The organism is Oceanicella sp. (genome assembly GCF_056449545.1).
On record NZ_JBWOMN010000090.1, the window covers coordinates 1 to 19,054 of the forward strand.

Here is a 19,054-nt window from a genome sequence, read left to right on the forward strand (position 1 = left end):
GCGCCCACGGGGGCGGGGGGGGCCCGGGGGGGGGGCCGCCCCGGCCCGGCGGGGCGCGCCCCCGGGCCCCGGCCCCGGCGCGTCGGATCAGGCCTGCTGCCGCGGCTTGACCAGATCGGCGGCGGCCGTGGCGCGGGCCGCGAGCGGCTCCATGGCGGCCTTGGCGGCGGTCATGAGCAGTTCGTTCATCAGCGCCGCCTGCTGGAAGAAGCCGTCAAGCGACTGCCTGGCGAATTCGGCCTGCTTCTCGGCCAGTTCCGCGACGTCGCGGGCGGCGGCGAACTCCTTGGCGGCGGCGACGCCGTCATCGATGGCCTTCCTGGAGTAGGACACCGCCTCGGCGTTCAGCTCCTCGACGGCCTTCACGGCGGCGCCCGAGGCCTGCATCAGCGCGTCGGCGCTGTCCTGGTTGAAGGCGGCGATGTCTTCGAAGCTCCTGGTCAGCTTTTCCATCTGCGCGTTTACCGACTGCTGGGCGTCGGCGGAGAAGGTCTCGACAGGCTTGGCGGACTCGGTGGCGGCGGTCATCTGCATGGTCTCCTGAAGGCCCGGGGGAGGGGCGCCGGCGCTGAACCGGCGCCGTCGGCGGCGCGCCGGCCCGATCCCGGGGCGGTCTCGGCCCGGTCTCGGCCCGGTCTCGGGGCGCCTGGCGCGATGCGCTGCGGCATGTCTGGCGCGCGAGCGGACTCAAGCACGATTGCTGCGATGCGTCAATTCGACATTGCGACGCACAAGGCGCGCCGACGCCGCGATATTTCGGCGCAGCGACCACCAGCGATGGCGCCTCCGGTTAACGAAATCTCAATAAATAGAGATTTCAATAGGTCAATCAGCGTGTTACGATACGTTGTGCGTATGGCGGATGAGAAACTCACGCAGATGGGTCCCCTCAGTCGAGTCCTGCGCTTGAGGCGAACGAAAAACACGATCGAAAAGCGGCGCGGCCCACATCGGCGCGACCGTATTGACGACACGAGCAGCGTAAGAGGGCAGTCATGAGATTTGCGAGGATCAAGATCCTCCTGGGGGCGTTCGCGCTCCTGCTGGCGGCGCAGTCGGGGGCGGCGCTGGCCGCGACCTATGCGGCGCTGGTGATGGATGCGCGCACCGGTCAGGTGCTGCATTCGCGAAACGCCGATCAGCGGCTGCATCCCGCGTCGCTGACCAAGATGATGACGTTGTATCTGACCTTCGAGGCGGTGAAATCCGGGCGGCTGCGGCTTGACCAGAAGGTGCGGATCTCGGCCAACGCCGCGCGCCAGCCGCCGTCGCGGCTGGGCATGCGCGCCGGACAGCGCATCACCGTGCGCGACCTGATCCGCGCCACCGCGACCAAATCCGCCAATGACGCGGCCATGGCGCTGGCCGAGGCGGTGGGCGGCTCGAAAACCAAATTCGCGCGGATGATGACCCAGAAGGCCCGGGCGCTGGGCATGACCAACACCACGTTCCGCAACCCGCACGGGCTCACCGAGCGCGGCCACCTGTCCACCGCCCGCGACATGGCCACCCTGGGGCGGCGGCTGTTCTTCGACCACCCCGAATACTACAACATCTTCAGCCGCAAGAAGACCCGCACCGCGGGGCGCACGGTCTATGCCACCAACCGGCGGCTGCTGTCCTCCTATCGCGGGGCCGACGGCATCAAGACCGGCTACACGAGGGCGGCGGGCTACAATCTGGTGGCCTCGGCGCGGCGCGGCGGCAAGCGGGTGATCGTGGCGCTGTTCGGCGGCCGGTCGTCGCGGTCGCGCAACCGCAGGGTGGCGGAACTGCTCGACCTCGGCTTCGCGCGCTCGCCGCGCTATGCGGCGGTGATCCGCCCCGGGCGCGCCGCCTCGGCGACGGTTGCGGCGCTGGTCACCGCGCCGCTGCCGGCGATGAAGCCGGCCGCGCCGCAAAGCCTGCTGGCGCGCCTCGGCGCGGCGATCGCGCCCGTCGCGCAGGCCTCCGAACGCCAGATCGTGGGAACGCGGCGCGCGCCGCGACGCTCGCCGCCCCCGGGGCTGCGCCCGGCGGGATTGTCGGGACCGGTGATCGCCGTCGCCATGCGAACGCCGACGCCGCGCCCCTGAGGCGCGGCGTCGCCGCCTGATTTCCACTGTCCGGAACGGCGCGATCCCTGATCGCGCCGTTTTTGCGTCGCGTCGGCGCAAGTGACCAAATCATTGGCCCGAAGGCTGGCCGCGAGGCTGGACGCAGCCCGCCAAAACCCCCAAAATTCGCCCGAGACCTTGCATTTGGATCAAGACAATCAGGAGCCAGCATGACCACCAGGACACTGCGCATCGGCATGGTCGGATACGGATTCATGGGCCGGACTCACGCCAACGCCTTCTCCAGCGTCGGCAGGTTCTTCGATCTGCCGCGGGCGCCGGAGCTGACGGCGCTCTGCGCCCGCGATCCGGCCCGGGTGAAGGCCTTTGCCGAGAATTGGGGGTTTCGCGACACTGAAACCGACTGGCGCAAGCTGATCGAGCGCGACGACATCGACCTGATCGACATCGCCAGCCCCAACGACACCCATCACGACATCGCCATCGCCGCCGCCGAGGCCGGCAAGATGGTGATGTGCGAGAAGCCGCTGGGGCGCAACAGCGCCGAATCCCGGGCCATGGCGGCGGCGGTGGAAAAGGCCGGGGTCGCCAACATGGTCTGGTACAACTACCGGCGCGTGCCGGCGGTGACGCTGGCCAAGCAGCTGATCGACGAAGGCAAGCTGGGGCGGATCTTTCATTACCGGGCCAAGTTCCTGCAGGACTGGACCATCGCCGAGGACCTGCCCCAGGGCGGCGAGGGTCTGTGGCGGCTTGACAAATCCGTGGCCGGCAGCGGCGTCACCGGCGACCTGCTGGCCCATTGCATCGACACCGCCATGTGGCTCAACGGCGGCATCGACAGCGTCACCGGCATGACCGAGACCTTCATCAAGCACCGCGAACACGCGCTGACCGGCAAGATGGAGAAAGTCGGCATCGACGACGCCTGCGCGTTTCTGGGGCGGTTCGCCAACGGGTCGCTGGCCACCTTCGAGGCGACGCGCTACGCGCGCGGGCACAAGGCGCTCTACACCTTCGAGATCAACGGCGAGCACGCGTCGATCGCCTGGGATCTGCACGATCTGCACCGGTTGGAGTATTTCGATCACGGCGACGAGGGGCGGCTGCGCGGCTGGCGCTCGATCCACGTCACCGACGGCGATCACCCCTACATGGACAAATGGTGGGTGCCGGGGCTGCAGATCGGCTACGAGCACAGCTTCATCCACCAGGCGGCGGATTTCATCAAGGGGCTGGAGGGCGCCCCCGCGGCCCCGACCTTCCGCGATGCGCTGGCCACCGATCAGGTGACGGACGCGGTGCTCAAATCCGCCGAGACCGGTCGCTGGGAGAACGTGGCCTGACAAGGCCCCCCTTCGCAGGGGGGCGCCGCGTCTGCCGCCGCGCGGGTCGCTGGATCGGCGCGCGCGGCGGGCTGAGGGATCAGCGCCAACGGCGAGGCCCAGCGGAGGTCGCTGCCGGCGCCAGACTGTCAGCGCGCCGCGAGGCCGGCGTTTGGATCGGCGCGGCGCCAGACGCGGCGCCTTGCCGCCGCAGAGGGCTTCAGCGCAGGCGATTCCAGGGGGGCTCGCCGGACATGTCCACCAGTTCGTAGCCGCCATCGCCCACGCAGGGGCCGAGGATGGCCAGCAGGCGGGCCTCGCCGTCGCCGAGGTTGAAGGATGCATGCACCGCATCAGCCGGGATGAACACGGAATCGCCCGGGCCCAGCAGGCGTTTTTCCTCGCCCAGCCATTGCTCCACCGACCCGGCGATCACGTAAATGACCTCTTCCTGATCCGGGTGCTTGTGGAAATCATGGCCCTTGCCGGGCGCCAGCGTCACCTCGATCACCGTCAGCTGCGCCGCGCCGGTCGAGGGCGGGTGGCTCATCCAGCGCAACTGGCCCCAGTCGAGGATTTCGGGCGGCGTTTCCGCCGACAGGACGAATTTGCCGGTCATGTCGAGGCTCCCAGATTGACGAAGGCGCGGGTGGTTTCGATCAGCGCGGTCTCGCTGGGCAGGCGTTCCATGGAGCTGGCCCCGTAGAACCCCTGGCACAGCGTGGCGTCGCCAAGCACGCGGGCGGCGTCCTCGGGCATGGAGATCGGGCCGCCGTGACACAGCACGATCACGTCGTCGCGCACCTGTCGCGCCGCTTCGGCCATGGCGTCGATCAGCGCCGGGCAATCCGCCAGCTTCAGCGCCGTGTCGGCGCCGATGTCGCCGCCGGTGGTCAGGCCCATATGGGCGACGATCACGTCGGCGCCGGCCTCGGTCATGGCGCGGGCGTCATCGGGGTTGAACACATAGGGCGTGGTCAGCAGGTCGCGGGCGTTGGCGGCGCGGATCAGGTCGATCTCGTGGCCATATCCCATGCCGGTTTCCTCCAGATTGGCGCGGAACACCCCGTCGATCAGCCCCACGGTGGGGAAATTCTGGATGCCCGAAAACCCCATCGCCGCAAGCTGGTCCAGAAACGGCTCGCGCAGCATGAAGGGGTCGACGCCGTTGACCCCGGCCAGCACCGGCGTGTCGCGCACCACCGGCAGCACCTCGCGCCCCATCTCCACCACGATGTCGTTGGCGTTGCCGAAGGCCAGCAGCCCGGCCAGCGAGCCGCGCCCGGCCATGCGGTAGCGCCCGGAATTGTAGATGACGATGAGGTCGATGCCGCCCGCCGCCTCGCAGCGCGCCGACAGCCCGGTTCCGGCGCCGCCGCCGATGATCGGCGCGCCGCGCTCGATCTTGGCGCGCAGGCGGGCGAGGATGGTGGATCTAGGGATGCGCGGCATGGTTGGCTCCCATGATGGCGTGAAAATCGTCCAGCACGGCCTGCGCGAAGGCGGGGTCGTTGATGGCGTGGGGCAGGGGAATCAGGCGACGGGTTTCGGTCTGCGCGACATTGCGTTTCAGGGCGTCGAACAGGGCGGCGTCGGCCTCGGCGTCGTGGAAGGGCTGGCCGGGTTCGCTGATCGCCGAAACACCGCCCAATGGCAGCAGAAAGCGCACCGGCCCGGTCATCTGGTTGAGCCGCGCGGCGATCCATTCGCCGAATCGCCGGTTTTCCTCGGCATTGCTGCGCATCAGCGTCACCTGCGGGTTGTGGACATGCAGCAGCCGGTGGCGGAATTTTTCCGGCACGCTGTCCACGGCGCCGAAATTCACCATGTCGAGCGCGCCGCAGGATCCCACATAGGGCGCGCCGCTGCGGATGACCGCGCCCATGCGGTCCTCGGTCGCCGGGAACACGCCGCCGACAAGCAGGTCGGCGATCTCGGTGGTGGTGAGGTCGATCAGCGCCGCGATCAGCCCGCTGTCGAGCAGCTTTTCCATGGACCGCCCGCCGGCGCCTGTGGCGTGGAACACCAGCGGGTCGCAATCGGTTTCCAGCGCCGCCGCCACGCGCTGCACGCATTGGGTGGTGACGCCGAACATGGTGAGGCCGATGGCGGGTTTTTCCCCGCCGGTTTCGTCGCCCCGGGGGATGGCGTCGGCGAAGCGCATCATCCCGGCCAGCGCGTGGGCGGCGTTGCCGAGCACGCGGCGCGAAATCCGGTTCAACCCCTGCACGTCGGTCACCGAATAGACCATGGCGATGTCGGATTCGCCCACATACGGGGCCACGTCGCCGGACGCGACGGTGGAGACCAGAAGCTTGGGAACCCCCACCGGCAGGGCGCGCATCGCCGGGGCGACCAGCGACGTGCCGCCTGATCCGCCGGCCCCGATCATGCCGCCGATGTCCTGATCCCGCGCCCAGGCCGCGAAGGCCCGCGCCATGGCGGCCACCGCCTGCCCGCGATCCGCGCGCCCCAGCACCGCGGCCGCGCCATCGGGGTGGCAGGCGGCGATTTGCGCCGGGGTCACGTCGGCCGGGGATTTTTCCGCGTCGGGTCCGGTCCCCAGATCGACGCTGCGCACCGCGACCCCGGCCCCGCGCAGCAGCCCGGCGATGTAGCCGAGTTCCGCCGCCTTGGTGTCGAATGCGCCCGCGACGATGGCCGGGCCGATGGTCGCGCGCGCCATGTCAGCGCCCTCCGGTCCGCGGCGCCGCGCCGCTCATGACCGCCACGCCTTCATCGCCGCCTCGGTCTGGGCGCGGTCGACGATGCCCGCGTCAGACCCCAGCCCCGAGGCCACCAGCGACGCTGACGCCGCCCCCAGATGCGCGCATTCCAGCAGCGGCAGGTCGCGCGCCAGACCGGCGATGAACCCGGCGGTGTAGGCGTCGCCGCAGCCGGTGGTGTCCACGACGTCGATGTCATAGGCCTCGATGCGGATGCGCTCGTCGCCGCGCGCCGCCACCGACCCTTCGCCGCCCAGCGTCAGCACGCAGCAACCGACGCCGCGATCAAGATAGAAACGGATGTTGTCCTCGACGCCCTTGACGCCGGACATGGTCTCGGCCTCCTCGATGGAGGGCATGAAATAGTCGATATGGGGCAGCAGCGGCTCCACCAGCTTCATGGAATCGGGGCCGGCGCCGACCAGGTCCCAGGTGGTGACGCAGCCCGCCGCCTGCGCCGCTTCCAGCAGCCGGCGGCTGGGCTCGCCGTCGAGCCGCGCCAGCAGCCCGGTGCCGCCCAGATGCAGGAACCGACAGTCCAGCGCCTTGTCCAGCATCGCGCCGGTGACGTCGAAATGATCCGATGCCCCGCGCTGGTGCAGCGCCGGGCGTTCGCCGTTGGGGCGCACGTTGAGGATGGTGGCCGAGGTCGGAACCCCGGGAATGCGCTGCATCCCCGAACAGTCGATGCCGTGATTCCGCATCTCCATGAGCACGAAATCGGCCTTCTCGTCCTCGCCCACCGCGCCGACCGCGAGACAGGTCAGCCCCAGCTTGGCAAGGTCGATCGCCGTGCCCCCGGCGGTGCCCGCCACCGTCAGCCGGATCTCGTCGATGAATTCGACATTGCCGCCCTCGGGGATGCGTTCCACCGGGCGCCCGAGCACGTCGAGGATGTAAAGGCCGATGACGCTCACGTCGTAGCGCCGGCTTCCGGTCGATCGGCTCATCGCCCCGCTTCCAGATATTCGACATAGAGCAGCGCCGTGCCGATCCCCAGCATGGCGGCGACGCCAAGCACCGCCAGCACGATCAGCGACACCCGATACAGCGTCCTGACCGTCACGCCGGGCTGGCAGAACGGCACCAGGTTGAAGGCCAGCCCGCCGATGATCACCGTGACGCAGCCGATGGAGAACAGCAGCATCGAGAACGGCTGGAAGATGGCGATCACCGACAATACGCAGAGCCCGATGATCGACCGTTCGATGAGTTTCGCCTGTGTCGCGGTCATGTGGTCCTCAATGCCTGTTCGTCGGAAGTGAAAACATGGGTCGCGCCGGGGGGAAAGCGCGCATGCACGGTGTCGCCCTCGGCCAGCGGAACCTTCCAGTCGGCGACCAGGCGCAGTTCCATGTCGCCGTCGCTGAGATGGGCCAGCGTCTCGGCCCCCATGGGTTCGACGATGTCGATCGCCGAGGTCACCGAATCCGCGGTTTCATGATCCGAGATCACCAGATTGCGCGGCCGGATGCCCAGCGTCACCTTTTCGCCCGCCGCCAGCCCGGCGACCTTCTCGTCGACGTCGAGGCGCATGGTCTGACCGCCGTCGAGCCTGAATTCCGCGTCCCGGACCCCGTGCGACGCGGTCAGCGTCGCCGGGACCAGGTTCATCTGCGGGGTGCCGATGAAGCCGGCCACGAACAGGTTGGCGGGGCGCTGGAACACGTTGTGCGGGGTGTCCGCCTGTTCGATGCGCCCGTCGCGCATCACCGCGATGCGGTCGGCCATGGTCAGGGCCTCCAGCTGGTCATGGGTGACGATCACCGTGGGGCGCGACAGATCCTGCAGCACCTCCTTGATCTCGCCGCGCATTTCCTCGCGCATCTGCACGTCGAGCCGCGACAGCGGTTCGTCGAACAGGAAACAGGTGGGGTCGCGGATGATCGAGCGGCCCACGGCGACGCGCTGCTTTTCGCCCTCGGCCAGCTGGCCGGGCAGGCGGTCGAGCACCTTGTCCAGCTTCAGGGTGGCGGCGATGCGCGCGACTTTCTCGGCGATCTCGGCCCTGGAGAATTTCTCCGCATAGAGCGGATAGGCGAAATTCTCCGCCACCGTCAGGCTTGGATACAGCGCGTAGAACTGGAAGCTCATGGCCACGTTGCGGTCGCGCGGGGCCAGGTGGTTGACCAGCTTGCCGCCGATGCGCACCTCGCCGCCCGTGGCGTCCTCAAGCCCGGCGATCATGCGCAGCGTCGTGGTCTTGCCGCAGCCCGAGGGGCCGAGCAGGCACAGCACTTCGCCCTCGCCCACGTCCAGGTCGATGGCGTCCACGGCCGTCAGGTCGCCGAATTTCTTGGTCAGGGAACGCAGTTCGATGGTCATTTCTTCACCGTGCCGAAGGTCACGCCGCGCAGCAGCTGGTTTTGCAGCAGGAAGGTGACGAAGAAGATCGGGATCAGGAACAGGGTGACGATCGCCGCCAGCAGCCCGTAATCGACCCCCAGCGAACCGCCCAGCGTGCGCGCCATGGCGACAGGCACGGTGCGGGTTTCGACCCCGGTCAGCAGCAGCGCGAACAGGAATTCGTTCCAGGTCAGGATCATGCCGAACACGAAGGTCGCGGCCAGCCCGGCCAGCACCTGCGGCAGGCACATGCCGAAGAACACCCGCTTTTCGTCGGCGCCGTCCATGCGCGCCGCGTCCTCGATTTCCGGGTTCAGTTCGTCGAAGAAGCTTTTCACCAGCCAGACCGAGAACGGGATGTTGAAGGCGGTGTAGAGCAGGATGATCCCCAGATAGGACCCCGCCAGCCCCGACAGGCGGAACATCAGGAAGATCGGGATGATGACGATGATCGGCGGCATCATCCGGGTGGTGAGGATCACGAACAGATAGGTGTCGTTGCCGCGCAGCGGATAGCGCGAGAACGCATAGGCCGCCAGCGTGCCGACGATCATCGCCAGGATGACCGCGGTGCCGGCGATGAAGATCGAGTTGAAGAAATACAGGCCCATGTTGGTCGCCTGCTGGGCGTCCGAGGTGATGGAGGCGCGGTAGAACACGCTGACGAAATTGTCGAGCGTCGGGGTGAAGAACAGCTTGGGCGGGATCGCCAGCGCGTCGGTGCGGGTCTTGAAGGCGGTGAGGATGATCCACAGCACCGGGAAGAAATACACCAGCCCGACCATGGTGGTGACCAGCGTGTAGCCCCAGCCGGCCTTGCCGATTTCGCGTTTCTTGCGGGCCATCAGCTTCCCTCCGCTTCGCGGCGATTGACGGAATACAGGTAAAGGTTGGTGAGCACGATCACCACGAACAGCACGATGTAGGCGAGCGCCGATGACTGGCTGGTCTTGAAGAACTGGAAGGCTTGCCGGTAGACGAACACCGCGATGGTCTCGGTCGATGAACCGGGCCCGCCCTCGGTGATGATGTAGACGATGTCGAACAGCTTGAAGGTCTCGATGGTGCGAAACAGCACCGCCAGCAGCAGCAGGCTCTTGATGTAGGGGAAGGTGATGGTGGAAAAGCGCCGCCAGACGGATGCGCGGTCGATCTCGGCGGCCTCGTAAAGATATTTCGGCACCGACACCAACCCCGCCAGCACCAGCAGCATCACGAAGGGCGACCACATCCAGGCGTCGGCGATGACGATCCCGGCTATCGCGCCTTCGGGCGTGGACAGCAGCACGAAGGACTCGTCGGTGAACATGTTCATCACCCAGCTCAGCAGCCCGAAGGTGGGTTCGAAATACAGCTTGAAGAACACCCCCACGGACACGAAGGACAGCATCATCGGGGTGAGCACAAGCATCAGCACCATGCGGCGCATGGGAAAGGCCCTGGCGAACATCAGCGCCAGCAGGAAGCCGATGATCAGCTGCAGCACCACCGAGGACCCGACGATCACCGCCGTGGTCTGGAAACGGTCCCAGACCTTTTCGTCGGTGAGCACCTTTTCGTAATTGTCGAAGCCCTTGAAGCTGGGCACCTTCAGCCGGTTGGCGCGGTAGTTGAAAAAGCTGAGGCCGAAGGACCAGAGCAGCGGAAAGATGTTCATCACGAACAGCACGGTGAGCGCCGGGGTCACCAGCAAGGCGCCGCGGCGCTTTGGGGCCATCAGCCAGGCCCAGAACCCGCTTTCTTCAGTCATGGCGTTCGGCATCGTCTTTCCGTTCGGTGGTTCGGGTGTCGGGGCGGGGGCGAAATCGGGGGCGGCGCGGCGCGCCGGCGGGCTGTCGGGGGCCCGGATCGCGCCGGGCCCCCGGTTCGTCGTTGGCGGATCACTCGATGTAGCCGCCGTCCTCAAGCAGCTCCTGCTGGAACTCGGCGACGGCGTCGAGCGCCTCCTTGCCCGAGATCTGGCCGGTGATCGCCTTGTCGAATTCCTCCTGCTGCTGGGTCAGCAGCTCGAAGAATTCGGGGATGTGCCAGACGTCCTTCTGCCAGTCGATCATCTCCACATGCGCCCGGTTCCAGGGACGCAGATCGTTGTAGGTCGGATCGGCCATGACGCTCATCAGCCCCGATTGGCCGCCATTGGCGACGGCCTCGATCTGGGTTTCGGGGCTCAGCCACCACTTCACCACGTTCAGCGCCTCGTCGACCACCTCGTCGCTGTTCCAGGTGGTCAGCACGAAGGGCTGGCCGCCGATGTTGCCGGTGCGGTCGATGGAGCCGTCGGCCTTGCGCAGACCCGGCGCCGGGCCGAAACCGGACTTGTCGCCGACCTTGGAGGCCTTGGGATCAAGCACCGGCTCGCCCAGTCCGGCCCAGTCGATGATCGCGCCGACCTTGCCCTGCATGTACAGGTCCTGGATCACGAAGATGTCCATCTGGCCGGTCTTGGCCACGGGCGGCATGTATTTCAGCATCGACAGGTAGTGGTCGAAGGCCTTGACCGCGATGTCGGAATTGACCACGCCCTCGGCCTGCGCCTTGGGGGCCTTGGTCTCGTCCCAGATGTCGCCGCCATGCTGCCAGATGAAGGCGTTGGCCTGCATGGTGGAGAAATCATAGCCCTTGCCGGCCTGATAGGCGATTCCGTAGAAATCGTCGGTCAGCACCTCGTCGCCGATCTTCTCGCCGGCCTTGCGCTGGAAGAATTCGCCGATCTGGGCGAACTTGTCCCAGTCGGTGTCCTGCCAGTCTTCGTAGGTGCAGGGCAGGGCGCCGCCGTATTTCGCCTTGAACGCCGCCGCCTCGCCTTCGTGGCAGAAGATGTCCTTGCGGTAGTAGGTCAGATAGGTGTCCGGGAATTGCGGGAACCCGTAATACCGGGTGTCCGGCGCCGGCACCGTGCCCGCGGCCTCAAGCTGCGCCCGGGTCTTGTGGGGATAGGTGGAATAGGCCGAGACCAGCGCCGGGTGCAGGTCCTTCATGATCGCCAGCAATTCCGGGTCGGATTTGATCTTGTCGGTGAGGTCCATGTAGTAGCCGCCCTCGACGAAGGCGCCCAGCCACTGGCTGTCGGTGACGATCATCTGGTATTTCTGCTCGCCCGAGGTCAGCGAGGCGGCGACGCGCTCGTAGAAGCTCGGCCAGGGGATGAAATCCATCACCAGCGTGGTCTTGTTGCCGTCCGGCGAGACATAGGTCTTGTCGAACTGCTCCTTCATGAAGCGCGTCGGCGGCCAGTCGGGCGCCGCCATGGTGATCGTGATCTCGGCGGACAGCGCGGGGCTCGCGCTCAGTCCGGCGAAAACCAGCGCGGCCGCGCCCAGGGTTTCGCCAATCAGTCTGCGACGTGTCATTTCCATCCTCCACTTGTTGAAAAAGGCGGTATTGTCGTTTCTTCTTGTGGTTTCCTGTTTTCGTCTCTGCTCAGGTCGTCCGTCATTCCGCTGTCAGGTCACGCGCACGCCGGTCTCGGTCATGAACAGATGCGCGTCCGCCGGGTTGAAGCCGATCTCGATGTCCTGCCCCACCGCCAGCCGCGACGCCGTTTCCTCGCGCAGCACCATCTTGAGCATGTCCTCGCGCCCGTCGGCGCCGTTCACCGCGACGTCGAGTATGGTGACGTCGCCCAGCGGCTCCGTCAGGTGGATCTTCGCCGGAAAGCGCAGCGCGTCGGGCCCGGCCTCGGCGCCCAGGGCGATGTCGTGGGGGCGGATGCCGAAGGTCACGGGATCGCCCGGCGCCAGCATGTCGGCGGCGATGGGCGCCGCGCCGAAGGGCAGGTCGACCCGGCGCCCGCCGGCGTCCTCGCGCACCGTGGCGCGCAGCATGTTGATCGGCGGCGAACCCACCATCTGCGCCACATAGGCCCCCCCCGGCGCGCCGTAGAGGTCGCGCGGCGCGCCCACCTCCACCACCTTGCCGTCGTTGATGACGCCGACCCGCTGGCCCATGGTCAGGGCCTCCAGCTGGTCGGGGGTGGCAAGCAGCATGGTCATGCCCAGCTCGCGGTGCAGGCGCTTGAATTCGGCGCGCATGTCGTGGCGCAGCTTGGCGTCGAGATTGGTCAGCGGCTCATCCAGCAGCAGCAGGCTGGGGCGGCTGACGATGGCCCGCCCGATGGCCACGCGCTGCTGTTCGCCCCCCGACAGGGTGGAGGGCTTGCGCGTCAGCGTGTGGGTGATGCGCAGCAGGTCCGCGACCTCGCCGACGCGACGCGTGATTTCGGCGCGCGAGGTCCCGGCGCGCTTCAGGGGATAGCCCAGATTGGCCCCCACGGACATGTGCGGATACAGCGCGAAGGTCTGAAAGATCATCGCCATGCCGCGCCCCTGCACCGGCGCGTCGGTGACGTCGTTTCCGGCGAACAGGATCCGCCCCGATTGCAGCTCCTCCAGCCCGGCGATGGCGCGCAGCGTCGTGGTCTTGCCCGACGAACTCGGCCCCAGCAGGCAGAAGAATTCGCCCTCGGCCACGTCGAACGACATGCCGCTCAGCGCCTGCACGTCGCCGAATGCGCGGTGGACGCCCTCGACTTTCAGATCGGCCATGCGCGGGTCTCCGTCTCTGGCTGGTTGCTGGAACGCCTACACATCGACCCATGCGCCTCCGCGCTTTGACGAGGCCACGCAGGCGGCGACGAAGGCCATGCCGTCAAGCCCGTCCCGGGCATTGGGATAGACCGCGTCTTCGGGCGGCGGCGCCCCGGCCTGGCGGGCGCGGATCGCCGCCGCGGCCTCGGCGTAGATGTTGGCGAAGCCTTCGAGGTATCCCTCGGGATGGCCCGCCGGCACGCGGGTCATGCGCGCCGCCGCCGCCCCGGTCCCGGCGCCGCCGCGGGTGAGCAGGCGGCGCGGTTCGCCAAGCGGCGCGTGCCACAGGCAATTCGGGTCCTCCTGGGACCACTCAAGCCCCCCTTTGGTCCCATAGACCCGCAGGGTCAGACGGTTTTCATTGCCCGGCGCCACCTGGCTGCACCACAGCATGCCCTTGGCCCCGCCCTCGTAGCGCAGCATCGCATGGGCGTTGTCGTCAAGCGCCCGCCCCGCGACGAAACTGTCGAGATCGGCGCAAAGCGATCGCAGCCGCAGCCCGGTGACGAAACCCGCGAGGTTGCAGGCATGGGTGCCGATGTCCCCGGTGGCGCCGCCGGCGCCGGATCGCGCCGGGTCGGTGCGCCATGCGGCCTGCTTCTGGCCGCTGTCCTCGATCTTTTCGCTCAGCCAGTCCTGGGCGTATTCGACCTGCACCACGCGGATGTCGCCCAGATCCCCGGCGGCGATCATCGCGCGCGCCTGGCGGATCATCGGGTAGCCGGTGTAGTTGTGGGTGAGGATGAACAGCGCCCCGTTTTCCTTTTCGGCCTTCTCCGCCGCCGCGACCAGCTTTCTGGCGTCCGCCAGCGTCGAGGTCAGCGGCTTGTCGCAGATCACGTGGATGCCGCGCTTCAGGAATTCCCGCGCGGCGGGGCAATGCATGTGGTTGGGGGTGACGATGGCCACCGCCTCGATGCCGGTCTTCAGCCGCGCCTCGCGGATCGCCATGGCGCGGAAATCGCCATAGGCGCGGTCCGCCGCCAGCCCCAGATCCGCCGCCGAGGCCCGCGATTTCTCCGGCGTCGAGGACAGCGCCCCGGCCACCAGTTCGAAATGCCCGTCGAGCCGCGCGGCGATGCGGTGCACCGCGCCGATGAAGGCGTCGCGCCCGCCGCCCACCATGCCGAGCCGGATGCGCGGCGCGCTCATGTCCCGGCCTCGGGGGGCAGTCCCAGCATCGCCCGGTTGGCGGCGTCGTCGGTCCCGCCATCGGCGAAATCGTCGAACGCCCGTTCGGTGACGCGGATGATGTGGTCGGCGACGAAGGCCGCGCCCTCGCGCGCGCCGTCCTCGGGGTGCTTGAGCGCGCATTCCCACTCCACCACCGCCCAGCCGTCGAAATCATTGGCCGCCATCCTGGAAAAGATCGCGCCGAAATCCACCTGCCCGTCGCCGAGACTGCGGAACCGCCCGGCGCGCCCGACCCAGCCCTGATAGCCGCCATACACCCCCTGACGCCCGGTCGGGTTGAATTCGGCGTCCTTCACGTGGAACATGCGGATGCGATCGCGATAGATGTCGATGTTGTCGAGATAGTCGAGGCATTGCAGCAGGTAATGCGACGGATCGTAGAGCATGTTGCAGCGGCGGTGATTGTCGAGCCGCTCAAGGAACATCTCGAAGGTGACGCCGTCATGCAGGTCCTCGCCGGGGTGGATCTCGTAGCAGAGATCGACGCCGTGATCCTCGGCGAAATCGAGGATCGGGCGCCAGCGCGCCGCCAGTTCGTCGAACGCCGCCTCCACCAGCCCGGCCGGGCGCTGCGGCCAGGGGTAGACATAGGGCCAGGCCAGCGCCCCGGAAAACGTCGCATGGGCGTCGATCCCCATGTTGCGCGAGGCCTTGATCGCCTTGCGCACCTGATCCACCGCCCAGGCCTGACGCGCCTTGGGGTCGCCCCGCACCTCGGGCGCGGCGAAGCCGTCGAAGGCCGCGTCATAGGCGGGGTGCACGGCCACGAGCTGGCCCTGCAGATGCGTGGACAGCTCGGTGACCGCGACGCCGTTGGCCTCGGCTATGCCCTTGAACACGTCGCAGTAGTCTTTTGACTCCGCCGCCTTGGCGAGGTCGATCATGCGCGAATCCCAGGTCGGGACCTGCACGCCCTTGTAGCCGCAATCGGCGGCCCATCCGGTGATGCCGTCCCAGGTGTTGAACGGCGCCTCGTCGCCGGCGAATTGCGCCAGAAACAGCGCCGGCCCCTTTATGGTCTTCATTCCAGTCCCCTCCCGATTTCGTCGCGACGCCTGCCGGGCTCACGGCAGATTGTCGCGCACGAAGATCTCGATGCGGATGCGTTCCTGACTTTCGACGATGGGCGCCTCGTCGGCGAAGGCCTTCAGCACCCGGATGGCGCTGCGCACCTCATGCCCCGGGTCCTGGGACAGCACCGCGTCGAGCGTGCCGGTGGTCAGCGCCTTGCGCGAATGCGGCGTCAGATCGTGGGCGATCGCCGCCACCGACTTTTGCATGGCGGCGCCCTCCAGCGCCGCGATCACCCCGCGGGTGCCGCCGCCAAGCGAATACAGCCCCACCGCGTCGCGATGCGCGGCCAGGGTCTCGCCAAGCTTGCGCTCCACGATCTCGGCGTCGTCGAAGCCCTCGACCACCGGCAGCAGCGACAGATGCGGGTATTCGGCGCGCATCACCTGCTCGAAGCCGAGCCGCCGCTCCACATGGTCGCGCAGGGTGATGGATCCGGCGACCACCGCGATCTCGCCGGGGCGGTCATTGACGAAGCGCCCCAGCAGGCTGGCCGCCGCGCGCCCCGCGGCGACGTTGTCGATGCCCACGTAATGTTCGCGCCGCGACGCGGGCACGTCGGAGATCAGCGTCACCACCCTGACGCCGCGCGCCCGAAGGTTGTTGATCGAATCCCGCACGACAAGACTGTCCGTGGCGACCAGCGCCAGCCCGTCCCCGGGTTTCAGATCCAGCTTCTCGATGGCCTCGGCCACCGCCTCGGGGGAAAAGGGCGGGGTGGTGACGATGGCGATGTCGGTGCGCGCCGCCGCGGCCTGATCCCGCGCCAGTTCGATCTCGCGCTCCAGGATGCGCATGAAGGTGTTGCCGCCCTCGGGCACGATGAAGGTGATGGAATAGCTGCGCAGGCGCGCCAGATTGGCGGCGCTCCGATCGCGCACGAAGCGCAGTTCGCTCATCGCCGCCAGCACCCGCTCGGCGGTGGCCGCGCGCACGCCCTTGCGCTTGTTCAGCACGCGATCGACCGTGGCGAGACTGACCCCCGCGGCATTGGCGACATCCTGTGCGGTGACTCTCGGCATTCCCTCTCCCTCTGAAGTTAATACTGAGTTAGGCTCTGAGGTGCGTCAATCAGAATCATGATGTATCCCCTCAACCCGAGGGCGCGGACAGGGTGGCGCGGACAAGACATGCGGGGAGGTTTTCAATGCTGATCGGCATCGACCCGGCGCTGACGCCGGATTTGCTGCGCCATCTGCGCGCCATGGGCCATGGCGACGAGATCGCCGTTGTGGACGCGAATTTTCCTGCCGAGGCCACCGCGCGGCGGATCGAGCGGCTTGCCGGGGTCTCGGCGACCGAGGCGCTGGGCGCGATCCTCGGGATCATGCCGCTCGACAGCTATGTGGAGACCCCGGCGCGGGTGATGGAGGTGGTGGGCGACCCGCAGGCGCGCCCGCCGATCGTCGAGGAATTCCAGGCGATCGTCACCGCGCGCGCCGACAATCCCGCGCAGCTGGTCGCGGTGGAGCGCCACGCGTTCTACGAACAGGCGCGGCGGGCCTATTGCGTGGTGCAGACCGCCGAGACCCGGCTTTACGGCAACGTCATCCTGTCGAAAGGCATTGTCGCGCCGGGGTGAAAGGGGCTTTTGTGGGCCGCCCTCGCCGATGGCGATGCGCTCGCAGGCATTGCCGGCCCGTTTCATGGCGGCGCGGGGCTTGTCGAGGCGCGCGGCGTTGTCGGCGCGGGTGATGTTCAGCCTTGGGGCGGTGGCGGTCATGCGGCGCGCTCCATGAATTGAGATCGGGTTTACGGCGGCGCGAAAACCCGCGCCCGGCGGGCGAAAACCCGCGATGCCTGTCCGGATGACGCGCAAATCGCCGCCAAGCGCAAGATGGGGGCAAGCCGGGACGTGCGATTCTCCGTCGGCGCGCATGGTGATTCGCCGGAGCGCGGCGAAACCGGGGTGATTCGGCGTCGGATGGGGCGGTTTCGCCGCGATGCCGGCGGCGGCGGCGGCGCGGACCGCATCCGGGGGCTTTCCCGGTCAGGTTGCGCCCATGCCTGTATCTTGTGGATATGAGCGAGTTGGTTAATAGATGCTGCAGCCGCCGCGCGGATCGCGACATTTTAAAACCGAGGCGCAGAATGCAGAGAATTGCGCCTGAAAGCGGCGCGTCCGACGCCGATGCGATTGTTTCTTGCTTTCCTAAAAAAATCCACGCATATGGGGCCTGCTATCGTTCACCTATGAATACCTGTCCGTCTTTCGAGGCTGCTGGTCTTTCTGATCTGACCGAAAAGCGCAAAGCTGCGGCATCTCGCGCGCAGCGTTCTAAGAAGGAGTCACGGACATGGCCACTGGCACCGTGAAATGGTTCAACGCAACCAAGGGTTTCGGCTTCATCCAGCCCGATGAAGGCGGCAATGACGTTTTCCTGCACATCTCGGCCGTTGAGCGCGCCGGTCTGCAGAGCCCCGCCGATGGACAGAAGATCCAGTTCGATCTCGAGAGCGGCCGCGACGGCCGGACCTCGGCCGGCAACATCAGCTACCTCTGATCGGGCGGGCGGCGACGCCCGACCGCTGAACGCTTTCAGATCCCGCAGGTTCGCCTGCGGGATTTTTGCATTCGTCGCGTCTGTCGGGGGCGTGCCCTGGCGGGCGCCGGGCGTCAGGGCTTGCGGAAACTGTCGAGCTTGACCACGTCGCCGCCGCCGTCATCCCCGTCCCCGGGCGCGGCGCCGTCGCCCCCCCCGTTGTCGGATTCGGCGCCGTCGCGGGCGCGCGGGGCGGTTTCGCCGGGATCCTCGCCGACCTCGTGGGCGTCGAATTTCAGGCCGAATTCGGCGTGGGGATCGACGAAGGTCGTGACCGCGTCGAAGGGCACCACCAGCGAGGCGGGGCGGTCCGCGAAGGACAGGCTGATGGAGAAGCGGTCGCCGGCCACGGCGAAATCCCAGAATTCGTTCTCCAGCACGATGGTGATATCCTTGGGATACCGTTCGCGCAGCCAGTCGGGCATGTCCACGCCGGGGGCGTTGGTGTCGAAGGTGATGTAGAAATGATGCTGGCCGGGCAGTCCCTCATGCGCGACGACGCCCAGGGCTTCCGCCATCACGCGGCGCAGGGCGCGTTGCATCATGCCACCATAGTCGAGTTGATCCGCGGACATCGTTTCCCCTTTGCGCAGGCGCTTCGACCTTATCCGATTCTCGTTTGAAGGAAAGCGGATGCAGGCGCGTCGCGGGCGCAATATTGGCGTTGCGGGGCGCAATTCGCCCTGTGGTTCAACGCGAGTTCATTGGGGTGAACATGCGCGGTGGGGCGGAGCGCGATTCGGCGTGGACCCGAGGCAAGCCCGCCGGGGCGACGCGGACTCGGCGCCAAACGCCTGAACCTTGAATGCTGGGGGGGGGTAGGTGCAGGCTTCTGTTGCCAGGCGCCTGCGAGCCCCGCCTGAAGCTGCTAGGCCTCAGGACTTAAGGTTTCGGTTTGGGCGCTGCATTAAGCAGCGACGGCCACCGGAGCACGGTTGTCATTGGCAACTGTACAATTTGAGCCGGTAACGGTGGCATCCTGCCGAGCGAAAGCTAACGCCTTTACACGTCCGTCGATCCTGTTTCGGCCCCATGCCGCCCTTTGAGCCCGCCCGCCAATGACCGGGTGGAAGGGGTTTTGGTGGAGCCGCCGGGTACCGCCCCCGGGTCCGATCCGCTTATTACGCGCGCGTTTATCGCCATAGTCCCCGAGGGGACGCCTTACATATAGCGGCTGACGGTGCGGAAATGAAGGGGGGTGACGGG

The 19,054-nt window shown here is 67.5% G+C and carries 19 protein-coding genes and 1 other RNA gene; 4 read left to right on the forward strand and 16 right to left on the reverse strand.

The features are described 5' to 3' along the window. Positions 1–87 precede the first annotated feature (87 nt). Positions 88–528 (reverse strand): phasin family protein, encoded by a 441-nt coding sequence (locus AC1HC7_RS12450; RefSeq protein WP_479497924.1) that lies wholly within the window; start codon positions 526–528, stop codon positions 88–90. A gap of 467 nt (positions 529–995) precedes the next feature. On the opposite strand from AC1HC7_RS12450, the gene AC1HC7_RS12455 reads away from it, so the two are divergent. Both AC1HC7_RS12455 and AC1HC7_RS12460 read left to right on the forward strand, forming a co-directional pair. Then, a complete protein-coding gene (locus tag AC1HC7_RS12455; protein WP_479499068.1) occupies positions 996–2,075 on the forward strand; it encodes a D-alanyl-D-alanine carboxypeptidase family protein in 1,080 nt (359 codons plus the stop codon). Between the two features lie 191 nt (positions 2,076–2,266). Beyond that, positions 2,267–3,403, forward strand: coding sequence for a Gfo/Idh/MocA family protein (locus AC1HC7_RS12460; protein ID WP_479497925.1), 1,137 nt, complete (start codon positions 2,267–2,269; stop codon positions 3,401–3,403). A gap of 199 nt (positions 3,404–3,602) precedes the next feature. On the opposite strand, the gene AC1HC7_RS12465 is transcribed toward AC1HC7_RS12460, so the two are convergent. The 13 genes from AC1HC7_RS12465 to AC1HC7_RS12525 form a co-directional block, all read right to left on the reverse strand. Then, the gene (locus AC1HC7_RS12465; RefSeq protein WP_479497926.1) at positions 3,603–4,001 is read right to left on the reverse strand and encodes a cupin domain-containing protein; all 399 of its coding nucleotides are present in this window, start codon (positions 3,999–4,001) and stop codon (positions 3,603–3,605) included. After that, a complete protein-coding gene (locus AC1HC7_RS12470) occupies positions 3,998–4,834 on the reverse strand; it encodes a phosphoenolpyruvate hydrolase family protein (RefSeq protein ID WP_479497927.1) in 837 nt (278 codons plus the stop codon). The genes AC1HC7_RS12465 and AC1HC7_RS12470 overlap by 4 nt, the downstream gene beginning before the upstream one ends. Beyond that, complete coding sequence (locus tag AC1HC7_RS12475) at positions 4,818–6,068, reverse strand: Tm-1-like ATP-binding domain-containing protein (RefSeq protein WP_479497928.1); 1,251 nt, start codon at positions 6,066–6,068, stop codon at positions 4,818–4,820. Before AC1HC7_RS12475 ends, AC1HC7_RS12470 begins: the two co-directional genes overlap by 17 nt. A gap of 33 nt (positions 6,069–6,101) precedes the next feature. Then, a complete protein-coding gene (locus AC1HC7_RS12480) occupies positions 6,102–7,058 on the reverse strand; it encodes a carbohydrate kinase family protein (RefSeq protein WP_479497929.1) in 957 nt (318 codons plus the stop codon). Further along, positions 7,055–7,342 (reverse strand): hypothetical protein, encoded by a 288-nt coding sequence (locus AC1HC7_RS12485; RefSeq protein WP_479497930.1) that lies wholly within the window; start codon positions 7,340–7,342, stop codon positions 7,055–7,057. Before AC1HC7_RS12485 ends, AC1HC7_RS12480 begins: the two co-directional genes overlap by 4 nt. Continuing rightward, positions 7,339–8,433, reverse strand: coding sequence for an ABC transporter ATP-binding protein (locus AC1HC7_RS12490; RefSeq protein ID WP_479497931.1), 1,095 nt, complete (start codon positions 8,431–8,433; stop codon positions 7,339–7,341). Before AC1HC7_RS12490 ends, AC1HC7_RS12485 begins: the two co-directional genes overlap by 4 nt. Then, the gene (locus AC1HC7_RS12495) at positions 8,430–9,299 is read right to left on the reverse strand and encodes a carbohydrate ABC transporter permease (RefSeq protein ID WP_479497932.1); all 870 of its coding nucleotides are present in this window, start codon (positions 9,297–9,299) and stop codon (positions 8,430–8,432) included. The genes AC1HC7_RS12490 and AC1HC7_RS12495 overlap by 4 nt, the downstream gene beginning before the upstream one ends. Next, entirely contained in the window at positions 9,299–10,204 is a 906-nt protein-coding gene (locus tag AC1HC7_RS12500; protein WP_479497933.1) for a carbohydrate ABC transporter permease, read from the reverse strand. Before AC1HC7_RS12500 ends, AC1HC7_RS12495 begins: the two co-directional genes overlap by 1 nt. Positions 10,205–10,334: 130 nt before the next feature. Then, entirely contained in the window at positions 10,335–11,804 is a 1,470-nt protein-coding gene (locus AC1HC7_RS12505) for an ABC transporter substrate-binding protein (protein ID WP_479497934.1), read from the reverse strand. 93 nt (positions 11,805–11,897) lie between these two features. Beyond that, positions 11,898–12,998 (reverse strand): ABC transporter ATP-binding protein, encoded by a 1,101-nt coding sequence (locus tag AC1HC7_RS12510; RefSeq protein WP_479497935.1) that lies wholly within the window; start codon positions 12,996–12,998, stop codon positions 11,898–11,900. Between the two features lie 36 nt (positions 12,999–13,034). Then, entirely contained in the window at positions 13,035–14,192 is a 1,158-nt protein-coding gene (locus AC1HC7_RS12515) for a Gfo/Idh/MocA family protein (RefSeq protein WP_479497936.1), read from the reverse strand. Beyond that, on the reverse strand, positions 14,189–15,259 hold the full coding sequence (locus AC1HC7_RS12520; RefSeq protein WP_479497937.1) for a sugar phosphate isomerase/epimerase family protein: 1,071 nt from the start codon (positions 15,257–15,259) through the stop codon (positions 14,189–14,191). Before AC1HC7_RS12520 ends, AC1HC7_RS12515 begins: the two co-directional genes overlap by 4 nt. Positions 15,260–15,298: 39 nt before the next feature. Next, on the reverse strand, positions 15,299–16,327 hold the full coding sequence (locus AC1HC7_RS12525; protein ID WP_479497938.1) for a LacI family DNA-binding transcriptional regulator: 1,029 nt from the start codon (positions 16,325–16,327) through the stop codon (positions 15,299–15,301). Between the two features lie 125 nt (positions 16,328–16,452). On the opposite strand from AC1HC7_RS12525, the gene AC1HC7_RS12530 reads away from it, so the two are divergent. After that, positions 16,453–16,887 carry an RbsD/FucU family protein gene (locus tag AC1HC7_RS12530; RefSeq protein WP_479497939.1) on the forward strand — a complete coding sequence of 145 codons (435 nt, stop codon included), beginning with the start codon at positions 16,453–16,455 and terminating at the stop codon, positions 16,885–16,887. A 715-nt stretch (positions 16,888–17,602) separates the two neighbouring features. After that, the gene (locus AC1HC7_RS12535) at positions 17,603–17,809 is read left to right on the forward strand and encodes a cold-shock protein (RefSeq protein WP_479497940.1); all 207 of its coding nucleotides are present in this window, start codon (positions 17,603–17,605) and stop codon (positions 17,807–17,809) included. A 113-nt stretch (positions 17,810–17,922) separates the two neighbouring features. Here AC1HC7_RS12535 and AC1HC7_RS12540 read toward each other — a convergent pair whose 3' ends face one another. Together AC1HC7_RS12540 and ssrA are read right to left on the reverse strand one after the other, a co-directional pair. Beyond that, positions 17,923–18,423, reverse strand: coding sequence for an SspB family protein (locus AC1HC7_RS12540; protein WP_479497941.1), 501 nt, complete (start codon positions 18,421–18,423; stop codon positions 17,923–17,925). A gap of 246 nt (positions 18,424–18,669) precedes the next feature. Then, positions 18,670–19,045: a transfer-messenger RNA gene (gene ssrA / locus AC1HC7_RS12545) on the reverse strand. Between the last annotated feature and the right edge of the window lie 9 nt (positions 19,046–19,054).